Genomic DNA, 16,625 nt, shown 5'->3' on the forward strand with positions numbered 1-16,625 from the left:
AACCATGGCCGCAACACCGTCAGTGCCGCTGCCGCTCGCGCCGAGCCGGAGTTGAGTTCGGCGGCGACGCGGGTGGCATAGTCGACCAGCAGGCCCTTGATGTTCTTGGCGCGTTCCTCGTCCAGGTTGAACCGGTCGGCCAAGCTCATCAGCGCATCCTCGGCACCGACCAGGGCCGCGTCCAGGTCATCGTGACTGGTGAACACGGCGCTCACTGCATCGACGCCTGCGGCCTCCAGATGACCGGCGGCCGGCTCCCTCGTGCCCAGCGACTCGGCGAGCTTCTCAAGGTGGGTCACGATGCGGCTGAGCGACACGATCGGGATCTCCCGCACGGTCGGCGTGCCGGCCAGGACCTGCCGGTAGAAGCGCTGCACGTGGCGGCCCGCAGGACTGGCGGTGTAGCGCCGGTGCCGTCGAGGATCTCGGCATACCGCCGCGCCCGGCTGGTGTCCGACCGTACTGAGACCGCTCCCATGTCCTTCAGGGCATCCAAGCGTGTTTCGACCAGCCGCGCTTCCATACCGAGCCGGGTGACCGACAGCGCTGCTGCGACTTCGGTAACTGTCATGTCGGTCACCGACCCCTCAAGCACATCCATGATCGCGATGTAGTCAGCAGATTCCGGACGCACCAGATACCCCACGACCTGCCGGGCGTCGCCCACGCCATCAACCGCAGCACGGTCCGACTCTTCCGCCACCACTCCCCCTTCCGCGCGCCCCTGGCCCAGCCTGTTGTGGGCCTTGTTTTGGAAAGTAGATGCAGCCACTGACAACGCCGCCGAGAATCGGCAAATTCGAGTAACTTTCTCCCGCACCCCACATGACTCGAATCCACCACCGCAACCAGCCGCAAGTCGCAGACGACGAACCGATACTGCCCGTGTCAACACCTCATTCCATGACCGAGGCCGCAGGCCTCAAAAGCTGGTTTGATCTGCAGCTTTGGGATCCCGAGCAGACGTCTCGATCGCTGGCGAGGCCTTCCGAGGCACAATGAAACCGAGGCGGCGCACGCTGCACCCAGCGGGCGGCATTCGGCCAGATTGATGCCCGAAGCCGCAAGCACCGAATGCGCGGACCCCACCGCCGTCTCCCCACTCAAACAATTCGCCAATTCGTTCGATAATCGGGGTATCCAAGACCCACGACTAATCCAAGGACGGCGCAGGCCCTATTCAGCGTCAGAACGAAGCCTGCGGTGGCTGCCGAAGCGGCCAAGGCCCAGCTCCAGAAACAGCCTCAGAGCGGTGCCGCTGTTCCAAAGCTCATCATGTTGACGTCGATCAAGCACAGGCTCGTCGTGCGGCGAAAGCGCGGGGCCGGGAAGCACCGGCCGTCGGTCGACGGCATGACCCGGAACTGCATACCGGCTCGTCGCAGCTGTCCGGATCGCGTTGTTCGCCGCTCCGGCGGCAGCGGGCGTTGTGCTAATGCTCTGGCAGTCCGTTGCCGACGGCTCACCGCGACAGTACGACGTGATGCCAGGGAGACGTCATGTCAAGGGAGTTGCAGGTCCTCCACTTCGACACCAACGAGGTGCGCCGGACCCCAGCGACCAGGTCGGGGTGGTCTCGGAACTGCTGCTCGCGTGCCCAATCGGCGAGGTCGGCTTTGTGAGCAGCCCGCACGGCGTCGGGGCTGATGCCGGTGAGGGTGGCGATGCCCATGTTGATGTCGTCGAGGCCGTGGTATCGGTTGGCGGGCGCGTAGATGCCAGCGGCGTCGGCGGCGTACTCACATCCGGCCGCGGCGAATTTCTCGAACAGCCATCGCCGGAAGGGTGTCCTGGGGTTCCCCAGGCGGAGTCGTAGTTGTCGACTCGGGGTCGTCGTAGCCGGGACCGATGATGGGCATGAGGTCTGATTTCCCGTCGGTGATCAGCAGTAATGGAGTGGAGCTCCGGGCAACGGCAGTGCATACACCTGGTACGGCACGGCGGTTGCGTCGTCGGCGGGCCGGTCGGAAGTGCCGGTGCGGGTGAACCGGCTTTGGCCAGGACTCGGCCGGAGGCCGGATTGTCGGGGTGTGCATGGCCTCCCGGCGCTCCAGGCCGGCGGTGGCGATGGCGAAGGCGGTGACGTGCTCGACCGCTTCGGTGGCGTAGCCGTTGCCCCAGGTGTCCTCGCGGAGGATGTAGCTGAGGGTGCCCAGGGACGGGGCCCGTCGCCGCAGGGCGACTCAGGCCGATCATCTCGTCGGTGGCGAGGATGCCCCAGCTCCACTGTGCGCGCGGTGTCTCGGCGGCTCTGGCGAGGGCTGTGCGGATCTTCTCGTGGGCCTGGTCGAGGGTAAGGGGCTTGCCGGTGGTGTGCCGGATGGAGGCGCCGCTGTAGATGCGGGTGAGAGCTGGTGCATCGTCGGGGCCCAGGGCGCGCAGGGTCACCATGAGGCAGTCAGCTCCTTCACGGTGGGGCGGTCGGCGGGGTCGGGGCCAGGCACGCGGTGATGGCGTCCTCGGGGTTCGGGAACGGGCCGCGGCCGGACGTCGCGCAGCGCTGTGGTGGTGCCCTTGGCGATGGCGGCCGGCTTCTCCAGCCGGTCGGTGGTGTCGTCGTAGGCGACGCGGCGGTGGCCGGTCCAGCACCAGAACAGGGAGGCGCCCAGGCTCCAGATGCCGGCGGGCGGCTGGGCGGGAATGTGGGTGTCGGCGGGGGTGGAGAGGATCGCGGTGGCGACTCGGGGCGGTGGTGCGGGTGGAGGGCGCCCCGGTAGGGGACGCGGCGGTCGGTGGCGGGGCCGCAGGCGAGGGCGTAGTCGATGACGGCGGCGTGGCCGTCGTGGGTGACGAGGGTGTCGGCGGGCTGGACGTCGGCGTGGGCCCAGCCGGCGGCGTGCAGGCGGGCGAGGCGCTCGGTCCAGGTGCGTGCGATGCCCGCGAGCCAGGGGCGGACTGCGGCACGGTCTCCTTCGGGGCCGCGGGCGAGGGTGAGGGCCCGCCACAGGGGTCGCATCCAGGCCACGGCCAGCCACCGGCCGCCCTTCCTCGACGCTCCCGGCGCTCACCCGGTAGTCGGGGCTGAGGGCGCCGGTGGCGGCGAGGCGAAGGAGGTGGTCGTCCTCCTGGGCCATCTCGGCGGCCTTGTCGCGGGCGCCGTCGCCGTCGGGGTCGTTGGCTTTCCACGCGACGGCTCCCTGGGCCTTGGATTTTCCAGGCCGGGAGCCGCGCCGATCGCTCAAAGGATCAGCGCAGCACAAGAGCGCCGGCACCTGTCGAAGTCCCGACCAACCAGTCGAAGACCGTCGGACCCTCGCCGGCACGCGCCGCGGCAAGATCTTTGCGGGACTGTCGGTCGGATGGTCGGCGACCGGAGCGAATTGGTCTTCCCAGTGCGGGGGATCAGCTGCTGAGGTCGAACACGCCCCACGTGGTGAACGGGTCGGCCTGGACGTAGATCCTGCTTCCTCTGCTGACAACCCGCCGGCGGCCGGGGGCGGCGCCCTCGGGCAGGGTGAGCAGGCCGACGTCCGTTGGCTCGACTGATGTTTCGGTGAGCTCTCCGCGGGCGAGTCGGTCCCGCTCCTCGCCGCAGCCGCCGACGAAGGCGACCTGCTCGCCGTGGACAGCCACCGCATGGGCGCCCCGTACGCGGTTCGCCCACACTCTCACGGGCCGGTCACGGCGGTCGGGGCACATCTCGACGAGTGGGAAGCCGTGTACGGGCACGCCCAGGCGGCGGTGCCCGACACGTTCAGGGCGTAGCAGTCGAAGAGACCGGGGATGGGGGCGCCGTTCTACGTCCAGGTAAGCGGCCCGTGGCGCTCCAGCGGCGGATTCCGGCCGGGTTCTCGTCGAAGTGCCCGACCCAGATATGGCCGGACTCGTCCACGAGCAGGTGCTCGATGGCGTCCCCGACGGAGAAGGACGAGGTCTCGCGGCCGAGCGCGTGAAGACCTTGGACTTCGCCCTTGTACTGGGGGGCGAGACCAGCGACGACGAACCCGCCGTCGGGCAGGCGGTCCAGGTGCGGCCAGCGGGCCCGTACGGCGCTCAGCTCGGTGAGTTCGACGTTGCCGCCCGGATCGACGGAAACGACCAGCGCGTTGAAGGGCAGGACATCGCCGCCGGGCTGCGGAGCGCGTTCGGCGAGCAGCCAGTGGGCGGCGCCGAAGACGTCGGCGGTACTGGTCAGGACGTGGCGGTCGTGGTGCGCTCGGGGCAGGTGGGCGTAGGGAACGAGGGCGGTCTTCTGCACGGGCGGGCTCTCCTGGGGTGGGCGGTCACGGCCATCGGGCACTGCGGCAGTCGGTGGCGCGCGAGCGGTGGAGAGCGGAGCAGGGCGCCTAGATGTACTGATCGGGGAGGTTGATCAACCGTGAGAACGGGGGCTGGTTGCCGCAAGCGCTGTGCGGACGGTGCTGGTTGTACTGGTGCAGCCACGGTGGCAGAGCGTCTCGGCGTTGTCGCTCGCTGGTGTAGCAGCGGGCGTAGGCCCAGCCGTCGGCCATGGTGCGGTGGAAGCGTTCGACCTTGCCGTTGGTCTGCGGACGGTAAGGGCGCGTGTACTTCGGTGTGATCGAGAGGGTGTCGCACGTGTCGCGCCACAGGTAGGACCGGTAGGCGCCGCCGTTGTCGGAGAGAATCCTCTCGATGGTGACGCCGCGCTCGGCGAACCACTCCACCGCGCGATGCAGCACGCCGACTGCGGTCACGGCCGTCTCGTCATCGTGGACCTCGGTGTAGGCGACGCGGGAGTGGTCGTCGATGACGGTGTGCACGAACGCACTATCCGAGCTTCGGGCCGCCGTAGGCGTTGCGTGACTTGCCCGGTGTCGCGACGCGGTGCTTCTCGCCTTGGCGGCGACCGACGTACCGCCAACCGCCTCCATCGGGGATGTTCCCGAGCTTCTTCACATCCACGTGCACGAGCGATCCCGGGTGGTCGTGCACGTACCGGCGGACGGGTTCACCTGTCGCTCGATCGACGTAGGCGAGTCGGGCTCCAGTCGGACCCGATCGCAGGATTCGGTGCACTGTCGACGGGGCGATGTCGAGTCTCGCGGCGAGCTGGACGGGCCCTTCTCGCAGGCGCAGTCGCAGGCTGACGCATCACTTCGTCACGTTCTTGGGTATTTTGGTCGGAGATCTCCGGGGTCGTGAGGATCGGTCCTGCATGGACTCGCCTGCAAGGTAGCGATCGGCCCAGCGCTGTACGGTTGGCCAGGACACCTGGAATCGGGCCGCGACTTCGCTGGTCGGCCAGCCGTCGTCAACGACGAGTCGAGCGACTTTCAGAACGGTGGCGCGGGGTGAGGACGGCGTTCGGATGTGACATGTCTGAGCTCCTGGACAGCCTGAAGGGCCGACCATGGGGTGCGGGCGGCCCTTCGACAACGTGTGGGTAGAGGGCGTGAAGATCAGTCCACCGGGGAGACCCGGATGAGGTTGCCGTCGGGGTCCGTGATGACGAACGTGCGACCGAAGACAGCGTCGTGTGGCTCCTCCGCGACATGGACTCCCTTCGAGACCCAGCTCGTGAAGATCTCGTCAATCCCGGTCGCTCCTCCTCCTGGGACCATCAGTCCGACTTCGCTCGTTCGAGGGGTGTTCGGGACCAGCGCCGCTCGCTGTAGCCCGTCCACAGCGCGAACAGGACGCCGGGAGCAACCTCGAAAGCTACGTAGTGGGGACTGATGAAGGTCGGTTCGATCTCGAACAGGTCGCTGTAGAAGGCGGTAGCGGTCTCGGCGTCGCGGACGCCGATCAGGAACAGGTTGGGTGCGGGCATAGTGCGCTCCTCAGATCGTTGAATTCTCGGTACTGCTCCAGTTGACCGCCGCATCGCGACAGAACCTGTCACCTTTTCTGCAAAGGTTGGTCAGTATGAAGGCTTCGAGGCTGTTGCATTCTCTCTGCTGCTCCTGCAGGCCCGTCAGCGCATCACCACCACCGAGCTCGCCGGACGTCTGGAAGTGTCTCGGCGGACCGTGCTGCGGGATGTCGAGGCGCTCTCGACAGCAGGTGTGCCTGTCTATGCCGAACGCGGGCGGAACGGCGGGATCGTCTTGCTCCCCAGTGCGCGGCTCAACGCATCGCATCTGGAACCATCAGAGCTGGAGGCACTCTCCGTAGCCGGTTTGGACAGCGCGCAACTTGAGCGTATGGGTCTGTCTGCGGTGTGGGAGTCGGCCGCGCGCAAGATCGCCGCTCGGCAGGCTGCAGCACCTGGATCGCCGAGCCTGCTGCAACTGGCGGACCTGGTGCTGGTAGACAGCACCGCGTGGTTTGCTGACTCAGAGGCAGGGGTCGACGTATCGGATCTGGCCTCGGCACTGCGACACCGCCCGCCGGCTGCGAATCCAATACCGGCGCAGCGCCGAGAATCAGGCCTCAACGCGGGTGGTCGACCCGTACGGGATCGTCGCGAAATCCGGTCGCTGGTATCTCATCGCCGATGACCAGGGGAACGGTCGGCCTGCTCCCGCTCTGGAACGACTCTCGTCCTACGAACAACTCGACGCGCCAGCTGCTCTCCGACCAAGCGAAACCCTCCGCACCAGATGGGCCGCGTTGAAGGAACGCACAGAGGGGCAAGGTCGCGTGAGCGTGACCGTCCGCCTGCCAGAAAATGGACTCGACCTGGCGCGGCGCATCCTCGGCAACCGCATCCACGACGTCTCCGACGCGGAAAACGGCTGGTGCACCGTCGTCGTCCGCTACCCCGACATCGAGTCAGTGCGTCAGCTCCTCCAGTTCGGCGACCACATCGAGATACTCACCCCAGAGACAGCCCGCGAACGCATCAGTCAGCTCGCCAGAGACCTGGTTGAAAGGCACTCAACCCCGGCCTCGTGACTGCCGAGCGGAACGCCCTGCTCTCAATCAACGTCTCCGGTCAGTACACCGGCATGGCCCTTTCTGGTCGTCATGAGGTGATCAACGTCGACATCCGACCTCGTGACAAACCTTTTCGGCGCGCCACCCCAACCGAGACCACCTCCCTCTGGAGGGGACGTCGAGCTGAGCTCTCGATCTACCGGGCAGTCCCAACTGCAGTGCTCAGTCACAGCGGTTACCGTGACTGAGCACTCCAGCCGGCCGGCGCAGGGCGAGGGGCGCGCGGGACTTACGGCAGAATCACGCTGTGACGTCCATGGGGCTCCTGGCCGAGCTGGAAGCCGGCATGGCAGAGCTGTCCACACCGATGCGGGTGTACGTGGCCGCGGGACGCTTCACCGAGCCGGAAGCCGACCTGCCACAGTTGGCGGCCCGGATCCGCACACTGCTGGTCGCGATCACGACGGACGAGGCCTGGCGGCGCTTCCTACCCGGGTACGCCCCACCGTCCGTCCCTGAGATCTGCGCTGCTCTGGAACCGGTGGACACGCACAGGGCCGCCCCGTTCCTGGCCCAGGTCGCGGCCGTCGACCTGCTCTGGCCGAGCCACCGGCACCTGCCCGCCGAGAGCGCCGAACCCGCGGCGGACCGAGTGGTGTCCCTGCTCGGATCAAAGGCCAGCTGGTGGACCAGACCACGACGCCGAATGCGGCGCAGTGAACGGGCTCACCCCTCTGTTCGACAGTCTGCTCGCAGGAACGGACGGTGAGCACTTCGCGCTGGCCCTGCAGATCGCCGACGACTGAGCGCCCCATCTGGGCGGGCGCACGGCCAACCGTCAACAATGCCCGCATTCCTCCTCATCGACGCCGCAGCGCACTCAGCCCAGCTGGCGACTCGCCGCAGCCGTTCGCCTCACCGATCCCAATCCCTGCATCCGCCAAACGGGTCGGGTGGCCTGGTGATGAGCCGCGGTTCAGGCGTCGTCGGCTGCCTCGGCAAGAAGACCTGAGCCGTGTTCCGCACGCTGTTGACCGCGCTGGACACCGCGCTGGCGCGATCACTGTGCGGGCTAGTTGGTGCAGGTGTCGAGCATGGAGGTCAGCGCGGTCTTCTCGCTGTCGGTGGTGGTGAGTTTGCACACGGACTTCACATGGGTGCAGTCCTCGGCGTAGGTGCACCACAAGGCGTGCTTGGCCGGCTTCCAGTCGGCTGGGCCGCTGTCGCTCTTGGAGCTGTTGGAGGACTCGGAGGCGACGACGAGCTGGGGTCTTCGAGGTCGTTGCCGAAGGCTTCGCGCTGGTCCGTGGTCCAGGCGTCGGCGCCGGAGCGCCGGGCTTTGGGCGAGGGGACCATGTGGTCGATGGTGGCCTGGGCGACGTTGGTGACGGTGGCGTCGTCGTATACGGAGTACCACTTGCCACTGGCCAGCTGACGACACTTGTCGGACTCGTCGACGACCTCCTTGCCGCCGCGGGCGGCGTCAGCCCCCTGGGTCCACCCGCAGCGCCGGGCACATCATCCTTGGGCCGGTGACCGGTCCCCTTCTGCCGCAGTCGGTGCGGAGCCCGGCTCATGGCGTTCGTGTCTGTCCGAGGCCAGGTCTGAGGTGCGGCGGTGAGCTTGTCGAGGACGTGCGGGAGCAGGGCGTTGGCGTAGGCGCGGTGTGGCAGGTCGTGGATGGTGATGCGGCTCGAATGGGTGGAGAGCGGACGGTGGCGTCGTCGGCGGCTTCGCGGACATTGGCCAGGCGTTGAACGGAGGCCCTGTCCGTCTTCCCCAGGACGTCCTTCGACCACGTGGTCGAAGGACCGGTGCCCGAAGGCCGGTGGGATATGGCCGAGGATCGCGCGCAGCAGCATGTGGCAGGCGTAGGTGCGCTGTGCGGTGTAGTTGGCGTTGAGCTCGCGGGCGAGGCGGGCAGCTTGTCCAGCTGCCCGGTGGTGCGGGCGGCTTCGAGGCCGCCGATCAGGCCTTCGTCGATGTAGGGCCGAAGGCGGGCTCGGCAGCCGGGCGGCGGTCCGCCCCTTCTTACGGAGGGACGGACCGTTTGAAGTACCTGGATCAGCGCAGCAGCAGGTACAGGTGGAAACTCCTGGACGAGGTCCAGTCGCAGCGCCACCGTATGACGTTGGTGTGGTTGTCCTTCCACCACTGACCGCTGCGCTCGCACGCGGCGCTCTTGTTGAATGTCTCTTTGGTGTCGTACCAGGACGAAGAGACCGTTGACGGAGCAGCAGTCGCCGTCGCTGGCACGGCGACAGCGGCAGTAGCAGTAGCACCCAGAACAGCCGCCGCGACGGCCAAACGCATTCTCATAGGTGGACTCCCCTTGCAGTGAGGGACGTGGGACGGTTACCCGTGCTCGGGATTCCCGTCGGGCCGGATGTTGCGAGCTTGCTCCCTCGGTCTGGGGATGTCAGCACACAACCTGTCCGGGACATGTTCGGAACAGGTGCCGGACATGTCCGGGCTGATCAGCCGGGCAAGTCGGACTGTTGTCCGCGTTCACTGTCGACGACCGGCGCGTCGGCACAGTCCCCACCGCTCCTGTTCTTCACCATCCGTACGCCGGTCCAGTGGTCACCCGTCTTGCGGTTGACACCGACGTCTCGGCACGCGGCGAGAGGGCGCAAACCAGAGAATCTTCCCTCAGGCGTCGAAGACCGCCCCTGCGGTCCCAGTACGGGCAACCCACCCTCCCCGCCCCGATTTGCGATCCCGCGCCCCGAACAGCTCGATTTGCTCTTGTGTGTCCAGCTCACGCTTGCGAGCCTGTCCGGTGTTCCGAACACGGGGGAAAGCGGAGGGAGTGGGCGGACATGCCCGACGAGCAGCCACCCGATCCCCGGCGAGCCAGGACTCCGGCGGAGTTCGTCGTGGTGATGCGGCTCATGAAGGACCGTTCAGGCCTGACGTACCGGCAGCTGGCCGTGCACGCCGAAGAACGCGGGGACGCGCTCCCGGCCAGCACCCTTGCCGGTACCCTCAGCCGCGGTTCCCTTCCCCGCCCCGAGGTCGTGGAGGCTTTCGTCCGCGCCTGCGGTGGTTCTCCGCGCGACGTTGAACGCTGGCTGAGGGCCCACCGCGACCTGACCCGCAGCAGCCCCCATACCACCGCCCCCGAGGACACCACGGCGGCGGGCGACACCGACACAAGCGGCACTCACCAGGGAAAGCCGTCCCCTGAACAGGGGACGACTCCGGGACCGAGGAGGCCGGCACACGGTCGCCTCATCGGCAGCGTCTCCTTGGCCCTGCTGGCCGTGACCGGCGGCTCCCTGGCGCTCACGCGCCTCACCCGGGAGGAAACAGCCCCGGCACATATCATCGGTGCGGCTCCGGCCTCCGCCACGCCCCGCGCCGCGCTCCCCGGACCCCAGCCGGGCATCTACCGCATCCGTTCCGCTGCCTCGTCGCTCTGCCTGTCCGAACGAGAAGAGGAGAGCAGCGGCCGCATCTACCAGGCCACCTGCGCCAAAGCCGTCCCGGTCTACTCCGTCGAGCCGATGGAAGACGGCACCTACCGGCTCCGCTCCCTCCACCCGGTCTTCGGCAACGGCTGCCTCGGCGTGACGGGCGGGAGCACACACACAGGCGCCCAACTGACGAACGACTACTGCGGCCACCGCGGAAACGCCGAACACTTCCAGCTCCAACCCGCCGGCCACGCCCGCTACCGACTCGTCCCCACCCACACCGGCGCCTGCACCTCGATCCACGGAAGCCCACCGACGCAATGGACCCCCGTGATCCAGCTTCCCTGCCGCACAAAGGACCCAAAGCAGCTTTTCCTCCTCGACAGCCGCCCCCCACCGACACCCGCACCCTCCATCACCAACAACTGACCCAACCGCACCAACCCCACCACAACGCCACAGCGCCACAGCGCCACAGGCACCACAAAACAGCCAAAAACAGTTGCGGTCACCCACTGCGCCCGCCGGTCCCCGCCGAACTCCCGGGCCAGCAGCGCGGCCAGCACGATCCCTGTCGCGGTGGCCAGGATCGCCGGGAGTCGCAGCCCGCACAGTGTCCCCGGAGCGAGGGTGTCGGCCAGCAGCGCCAGCAGCGGCACGCCGGGGGCTGGTCGGCATACCCCCAATCCAGGTGGCGGCCGGCCGTGATGAAGTACAGCTCGTCGCCGTCGTAGCCGTAGCGGCCGGCCAGCACGAGCAGCAGCACCGTGGTGCCGGACGCGATGCCCAGTACCGGTAACAGCGCCAGTGGCGCCAACGGCCGGCCCGTGCACGGGTCGGCCGGTGATCCTTGGCAGGTCCCTCTCCCCGACGGTGGCAGGGGGCGGGACCGCAGGGGCAGCGGCAGTTTGCCGATTCCGCGCAGCGCACGCGAGGGCGGTCGAGCCCCGTGAAACGGAGTCGTCACGATTGCTCCCTCAAGGAAGGGAATCCTGCAGACAGTTGCGCGATGAACGTGCTGAAAATCGCTCCAGAGTTCGCTTTCTTCCGGTAGTGATCCAGTGTTCAACCGCGTACGACGTCAGCCCGAATGCCCCGGCCTTCCCCGCACATCCGATGTGGGAGGAAAACGGCGGGCGGATTTCGGATGCGCCCTGTCGCATGCAGGAATTGCACAGGGAACCGGGGGTTGCGAGGTTTCAGCCGCCAGGTCCTGGTCGACGCCGACGGCCGTGGGCCGCCTGCCGGCGATGCGCCGGATCGCCGGCAGGCCGGTGTTGCGGAGGTCAGCTGGTGGGGAGGTCATCCCCGCCGGTCTCCAGCCAGTCACGCTCGGCGTCGGTGAGCCGATGTGCCGCGGCGGCCAGTGAGTCACGGACCTCTTCGGGCTGCCGGGGCCCGATGAGAGCGACGACCGGGAAGGGCTGGGAAAGCGTCCAGGCGAGGGCGATGCCGGTGGCGGATATGCCGGTGCGCTCGGCCAGCAGACGGGCGCGGTGGATCCGGGCGGCGTTGGTCCGGCTGTACCAGCTCTCCGCGAGCGGACCGGTGCGCAGCTCATCGGGGTGAGCGAGGGCGTGTGCACCGCGGCCCTGGCTCGCCCAGGGGTACAGCCGGACGCTGCCCTCGGCCAGCCAGGCGCGCCAGACGGGGTCGTTGGAGGTCTCGGTGCCCGGATAGATGGGGTGGACCATGTTGATCAGGCTGTACTGGTTGCTGATGCCGGCGGGCAGCGGCAGACCGTGTGCGCGGGCGTAGGCGAGGGCCTCGGTGACGCGTTCGAGGGTCCAGTTGGACATGCCGTACGCGCCAATGAGGCCGCGGTCCACGAGGTCGGCGAGGACGGTGACGAACTCGCCGACGGGGATGTCGGTGTTGTCGCGGTGAAGCATGTAGAGCGCGGCAGCGTCCCGGCCCATCCGCTCGAAGCTCTCGGTGAGCTGGCGCTCGACCCGGTCAGGCAGGCATTCCGGGGTGTGTGCGCCCTTGGCCAGTACCCAGACGTCCTTGTCAACGCCGCGCGACTGGGCCCAGGCGCCGAAGGTGCGTTCGCAACACCCGGGGCCGTAGGCGTGGCCGTAGAGCCAGGCGGTGTCGAAGGCCCGGCCGCCGCCCTCCCAGTAGGCGTCGAACACGGGGAAGCCGAGTTCGTTCTGGCCGAAGGCTGAGGTACCGAGGAGCAGCGGGGGGCCCTCGGGACCGGGTGGCAGGGCGGGGGCGGGCAGCGGGGCGGGGGTCATAGCGGCCCTCCTGGTGGTGTGGGCTGGTCGGGAGGAGCGGGCTCCGCGTTCCGGTCGTGTGTGACCGGTGCGCGGTGCCCCTGTGTCAGGCGTGGTGCAGGAGGCGCGTCATGCGGTGACGGCGACGGCCCTGCGGAACTCGTCGGCGATGTGGTCCAGATGGCCCTTCGTGAGCCCCGGGTGCGACGGCAGCGCCAGCAGCTCCTGGGACAGCCGCTCGGCGACCGGCAGGCACGCCCCCTGGTGCTCGGCGAACGCGGGCTGCTTGTGCAGCGGGAACGGGTAGCGCAGCAGCACCGGGACGCCCCGCGAACGCAGGTCGGCGGCGATGTCCGCGGCCGGGCGGCGACCGCCGCCCGGCACCACGCGCACCGCGTACTTCCAAAACGCGTGGGTGGTGCCCGGCGGCTCCACCGGCAGTTCCAGTCCCTCGGCACCGGCCAGTCGCTGTGAGAGGTGGGCGGCGTTGCGGCGGCGGGCCTCGACCATCTCGCCGAGCCGCTTGTGCTGGGCGATGCCGATGGCCGCCTGGACCGAGGTGAGGCGGTAGTTGTAACCGACCTCGTGCGCCCAGATCATCCCGGGGCTACCCACGACGGGGCCTTCGCCGTGGCTGCGCAGTCGGCGCACCCGCTCCGCGTAGACCGGGTTGTTGGTGAGCACGGCGCCGCCCTCGCCGCCGGAGGTGATCACTTTCTGCTCGAAGAGGCTGACGCAGGCCAGGTCCCCGAAGCTGCCGACGGGCAGGCCGCCGATCTCGGTGCCCAGCGCTTGCGCTGCGTCCTCGATGACCGGGACGCCCGCCTCGGCGGCGACGGTGGTCAGGGCGGCCATGTCGGCGGCGATGCCGTTGATGTGGACCGCCACGATGGCCTTGGTGCGCTGCGTGATCAGTGACTTGACCGAGACGGGGTCCAGGCAGTGGGTGTCCCGTGTGACGTCGGCGAAGACCGGCCGGGCGCCGAGGTACACAACGGGGCTCGCCGAGCCGATGAACGTGTGGGTGGGCACGATGACCTCGTCGCCCGGGCCGACGTCGAGGGCGTGCAGTGCCAGGTGTACCGCCGCCGTGCCGGTGGACACGGCGACCGCGTGCTCGACTCCCTGGCCGGCGGCGAGCACTGCCTCGAACTCTTCGATAGTGCTGTTCCCGTGCCCCACCAGTCGGTTGGAGCGCAGGGCCGCGACCGCCGCCTCGATGTCGTCTTCCGTCAGCTGGGGCCACCGCGGTAATTCCTGGGAGGAGTTCAACTCTTCACGCCTTTCAACTCGGTGGATGCATTTATGGGTTCTTGGGGAGCGGGGATCGGCGTATGGCGATCCGCTTTCTGTCGGGCCATGCTGGGGGGCGGCCCGAAATTCTTCAACGGCCGCCCCGGAACACCCTGGAACGCTCCGGATCATGTCCGGGATGCCTGGAATTCTCCGGGGCCGGGGAATTCCCAGGAGGTTCGGGGCACGACCGTAGCGGCGGCGGTTCAGCGCAGTCCGAGGGCCGCTCTCACTGTGCCGAACAGGTCGGTGTTCTCGCGGACTCCGAGTACCCGGCGCGCGAGCGGCCCTTGGGCAGCAACCGGTACCGGGGCCCCGGTGTGGTCCTGCATCTCGCCGGGCATGGCCGTGGCGTATCCGAGCTGCACGCGGCCGCCCTCGTCGGTGACGAGCGTGGCGGACAGCCCTGCCGGTCGGGCGTCCTCGGGCAGTACCTGGGTCGCGTGGCCGTGGTCGGCGGTGACGATCACGAGAGTGCGGGGGTGTTGTTCGGCGTACGCGAGGGCGGTGGCCACTGCCCGGTCGAAGGCCACGGTCTCGCCGATCTGGCCACACGGGTCGGCTTCGTGTGCCCGGTCGTCGATGGAGGCACCCTCAACCTGCAGGAAGAATCCCTTGCCAGTCGCCCTTGCCCGGTCGCGCCGGGCTGTCAGCAGGTCGAGTGCGGCGCGGGTGGACTCGGCCAGGGTGGGCGTGCCGGCGGGCCGGGCGGGGTTGTGGGAGGCGCACCGCCGGGGCGTGGTCCCGCCGGGTGCGGCCAGTGTTCCAGTCCATTCCACGGGTATCTGGTCGGGGGCGAACAGCCCGAGCACGGGCCGGTCGGGGCGGGCCGCTGTCAGCTCCGCTTGGTCGCGCACCACCTGGTAGCCGGTGGCGCGGGCCTGTTCCAGCACCGTTCGGCCGCGGTGCGGGCCGTCCGTGACCGTCTGTGCGAAGTGGTCGGCCCCGCCGCCGAGCAGGACGTCGGGGCGGGCGGTGACCGTCTGCTCCACGATGGAGCCCGCGCCGCCCGCGGTCCGGGCGTCGGCCGGGCATGCGGCCATGTCCGCGGGGCCTTTGCAGGACCGGTCCGTGACGTGCGACGTCAATGCGGCGGGGGTCGCGTCGGCGATCGAGGCCGTGGTGACGCTGCCGGTCGCGTAGCCCTGGTGGTGGGCTTTCTCCAGCAGAGTGGGCAATGGCTGGTTGGTGCCGGGGGTTTTGGAGACCCGTCCGTTGACCGTGCGCCGGCCCGTCGCCCAGGCGGTGGCGCCTGCTGCGGAGTCGGTGACGTATACCGGTCGGCCCCGCCCGTCCACCGAGAACGTGGTGCGCCGGCCCTCTGCGTCCAGGGTGTCCATGGCCAGTCTGCCGGCCGCGCCCACGGAGTAGTTGCGTGCTGCGGTGATCTCCGCGTCGCCCATGCCGTCGCCGATCAGCAGGATGACGTTGTCCGCCGGACCTGGGTCCGGTGCGCCCGCTCCGGTCGCGGTGCCGGCGGCGGGCCCTGTGGCGAGGGCCAGCAGGACGGTGCCCACAACGGCGTGCCGCCGCGGGGCGGGTCTGTTTCTGCCGAGGTGGCGGCGGGTCCCGGTCGTCCGTTCTGGGGCCGTGTACCGCGTGCCGTCGGTCCGGTGGCCGGTGTCGTTCATGGTTAGTCGGATCGTCACGTTCCTCGCCCGGTTCACGTCGGTCTCGTTCGGTTCGTTCGGTCCGCTGTTCAGGCGTGCGGCGCGCCCTGTGCGAGGGTGCCGTGCTGTGCTTGGTGTGCCGTCACCGCGTCCGGTCGGGCCCGGCTGCGCGCGGGTGTTACGGGGGCGCCGGACGGGGCCGGGCCGAGTTGGACGTGGCTGCCGGTGCGGGCGGCGTGGCCTGCGGCTGCGGCTACTTCCTGCGCACGCAGCGCCTCCTGTGCGGTGCAGGGGCTGGGGGCATCCTGTGTCACCATGCGGAGGAATGCGTGGATCTCCTGCCGGTAGGCGGTCGCGAAGCGGTCGGTGAAGTCCTGGTAGGGGTGCTGCCGGGGAGCGGGCGGGAAGCTTGTGCCGTCCTGGCCGAGCAGGCGCAGCGGGGTTCGTGCGTCGAGCCCCACCGAGAGTGAGCTCTTGGTGCCCAGCACCTCGATGCGGTGGTCGTATCCGTGCGGGTCGAGCCGGGAGGCGCAGAGCACTGCTCGCGCTCCGTCGGTGAGGGTGAGGACGGCGGTGGCCACGTCGTACCCGGCGCCGCCGAGCAATCGCGCCCCGTTCGCCTGGACGGCGATCGTGCGCTGTCCGGTCAGCCAGTGCACGGCGTCGATATCGTGGATGAGGCAGTCCGTGAAGATGTCGCCCGCCGTCTGTTCGTACGCGTCGGCCGGCGGCTCGTGGTCGAAGGCGGTGCACCGCACCAGCAGGATCCGGCCGAGTCCGCCCGAGAGGATTCGTTCGCGCAGCCCCCGGTACTCGGTGTCGCAGCGCCGTTGGAAGCCGACGTGTATGCGCGTGTGTGCCAGTGCCTCGGCCAGTTCGCGGGCTTCGGTGTCGTCGGAGGTCAGCGGTTTCTCGCAGAACACCGGCAAAGACGTCTGTGCGGCGGCCAGCAGCGGGGCTCGCCGCTGCGTCGCGGGGGTGGCCACGATGAGCGCGTCCACCTCGGCGACAACGTCGGTGAGCGCTTGGCGGGCCGTCACATCGGCGCCGGTTTCAGCCGCCAGGGCGCCGGCCAGACGATCTGCGGCGTCGAGGTCGACATCGTGCACCACCAAGGCGGGTGGGTCCGGTAGTTCGAGCAGTGTGCGCGCGTGCAGTCGGCCCATGCGGCCGGCCCCGACGATTCCCACTCTCATCGAAAGTCTCCGTAATTGCCTGTCGGCGCCGCTCGGGGCGCCGGGATGAGGTCGTCCCGCGGTGCGTGATGGCCGGGCCCGGGCCCGACTGTCGCCTGCGGTTGCCAT

At 69.0% G+C, this 16,625-nt stretch carries 16 protein-coding genes and 3 pseudogenes; 4 read left to right on the forward strand and 15 right to left on the reverse strand.

All coding sequences use genetic code 11. From position 1 onward, the window contains the following. From ABR737_RS03495 to ABR737_RS03535, 10 genes and pseudogenes are all read right to left on the reverse strand, one after another. Positions 1-377, reverse strand: a 377-nt coding sequence (locus ABR737_RS03495; RefSeq protein WP_350248708.1) for a DUF2397 family protein, incomplete at its 3' end; no start/stop codon positions are given. Then, a complete protein-coding gene (locus ABR737_RS43850; protein ID WP_502964464.1) occupies positions 296-601 on the reverse strand; it encodes a hypothetical protein in 306 nt (101 codons plus the stop codon). The genes ABR737_RS03495 and ABR737_RS43850, both read right to left, overlap by 82 nt. An 861-nt stretch (positions 602-1,462) precedes the next feature. After that, positions 1,463-1,672 carry a hypothetical protein gene (locus ABR737_RS03500; protein ID WP_350257152.1) on the reverse strand — a complete coding sequence of 70 codons (210 nt, stop codon included), beginning with the start codon at positions 1,670-1,672 and terminating at the stop codon, positions 1,463-1,465. Between the two features lie 67 nt (positions 1,673-1,739). Next, a complete protein-coding gene (locus ABR737_RS03505) occupies positions 1,740-2,156 on the reverse strand; it encodes a GNAT family N-acetyltransferase (RefSeq protein ID WP_350256660.1) in 417 nt (138 codons plus the stop codon). Next, positions 2,047-2,391, reverse strand: a pseudogene (locus ABR737_RS03510) (GNAT family N-acetyltransferase); the annotation flags it as partial. The gene ABR737_RS03505 and the pseudogene ABR737_RS03510, both read right to left, overlap by 110 nt. Before the next feature lie 16 nt (positions 2,392-2,407). After that, positions 2,408-2,956 (reverse strand): hypothetical protein, encoded by a 549-nt coding sequence (locus ABR737_RS03515; RefSeq protein ID WP_350248709.1) that lies wholly within the window; start codon positions 2,954-2,956, stop codon positions 2,408-2,410. A gap of 386 nt (positions 2,957-3,342) precedes the next feature. Beyond that, positions 3,343-3,573: a hypothetical protein gene (locus ABR737_RS03520; protein WP_350248710.1), complete on the reverse strand. Its 231-nt coding sequence runs from the start codon at positions 3,571-3,573 to the stop codon at positions 3,343-3,345. Positions 3,574-3,694: 121 nt separating this feature from the next. Further along, positions 3,695-4,198, reverse strand: coding sequence for a hypothetical protein (locus tag ABR737_RS03525; protein WP_350248711.1), 504 nt, complete (start codon positions 4,196-4,198; stop codon positions 3,695-3,697). Between the two features lie 88 nt (positions 4,199-4,286). Next, a pseudogene (locus ABR737_RS03530) lies at positions 4,287-5,278 on the reverse strand (IS481 family transposase). Between the two features lie 82 nt (positions 5,279-5,360). Continuing rightward, a pseudogene (locus tag ABR737_RS03535) lies at positions 5,361-5,731 on the reverse strand (VOC family protein). A gap of 178 nt (positions 5,732-5,909) precedes the next feature. Between ABR737_RS03535 and ABR737_RS43855 the strand changes: the two are divergent. The 3 genes from ABR737_RS43855 (at position 5,910) to ABR737_RS03545 (ending at position 7,549) form a co-directional block, all read left to right on the forward strand. Beyond that, positions 5,910-6,401, forward strand: a complete 492-nt coding sequence (locus tag ABR737_RS43855) for a helix-turn-helix transcriptional regulator (RefSeq protein ID WP_502964465.1) — start codon at positions 5,910-5,912, stop codon at positions 6,399-6,401. Continuing rightward, a complete protein-coding gene (locus tag ABR737_RS03540; protein ID WP_502964466.1) occupies positions 6,295-6,798 on the forward strand; it encodes a WYL domain-containing protein in 504 nt (167 codons plus the stop codon). The genes ABR737_RS43855 and ABR737_RS03540 overlap by 107 nt, the downstream gene beginning before the upstream one ends. Before the next feature lie 289 nt (positions 6,799-7,087). Continuing rightward, positions 7,088-7,549: a hypothetical protein gene (locus ABR737_RS03545; protein ID WP_350248713.1), complete on the forward strand. Its 462-nt coding sequence runs from the start codon at positions 7,088-7,090 to the stop codon at positions 7,547-7,549. A 1,295-nt stretch (positions 7,550-8,844) separates the two neighbouring features. On the opposite strand, the gene ABR737_RS03550 is transcribed toward ABR737_RS03545, so the two are convergent. Continuing rightward, positions 8,845-9,099, reverse strand: coding sequence for a hypothetical protein (locus ABR737_RS03550; protein ID WP_350248714.1), 255 nt, complete (start codon positions 9,097-9,099; stop codon positions 8,845-8,847). A gap of 503 nt (positions 9,100-9,602) precedes the next feature. Between ABR737_RS03550 and ABR737_RS03555 the strand changes: the two genes are divergently transcribed. Further along, on the forward strand, positions 9,603-10,628 hold the full coding sequence (locus ABR737_RS03555) for an RICIN domain-containing protein (protein WP_350248715.1): 1,026 nt from the start codon (positions 9,603-9,605) through the stop codon (positions 10,626-10,628). A gap of 857 nt (positions 10,629-11,485) precedes the next feature. On the opposite strand, the gene ABR737_RS03560 is transcribed toward ABR737_RS03555, so the two are convergent. From ABR737_RS03560 to ABR737_RS03575, 4 genes are all read right to left on the reverse strand, one after another. Then, entirely contained in the window at positions 11,486-12,439 is a 954-nt protein-coding gene (locus ABR737_RS03560) for an aldo/keto reductase (protein ID WP_350248716.1), read from the reverse strand. A gap of 108 nt (positions 12,440-12,547) precedes the next feature. Continuing rightward, on the reverse strand, positions 12,548-13,690 hold the full coding sequence (locus ABR737_RS03565) for a DegT/DnrJ/EryC1/StrS family aminotransferase (RefSeq protein ID WP_350248717.1): 1,143 nt from the start codon (positions 13,688-13,690) through the stop codon (positions 12,548-12,550). A gap of 227 nt (positions 13,691-13,917) precedes the next feature. Continuing rightward, positions 13,918-15,342: an alkaline phosphatase gene (locus tag ABR737_RS03570; RefSeq protein WP_350248718.1), complete on the reverse strand. Its 1,425-nt coding sequence runs from the start codon at positions 15,340-15,342 to the stop codon at positions 13,918-13,920. 68 nt (positions 15,343-15,410) lie between these two features. Beyond that, positions 15,411-16,517 (reverse strand): Gfo/Idh/MocA family oxidoreductase, encoded by a 1,107-nt coding sequence (locus tag ABR737_RS03575; protein WP_350248719.1) that lies wholly within the window; start codon positions 16,515-16,517, stop codon positions 15,411-15,413. Positions 16,518-16,625: the final 108 nt, after the last annotated feature.

The organism is Streptomyces sp. Edi2, from assembly GCF_040253635.1.
Taxonomy (GTDB): domain Bacteria; phylum Actinomycetota; class Actinomycetes; order Streptomycetales; family Streptomycetaceae; genus Streptomyces.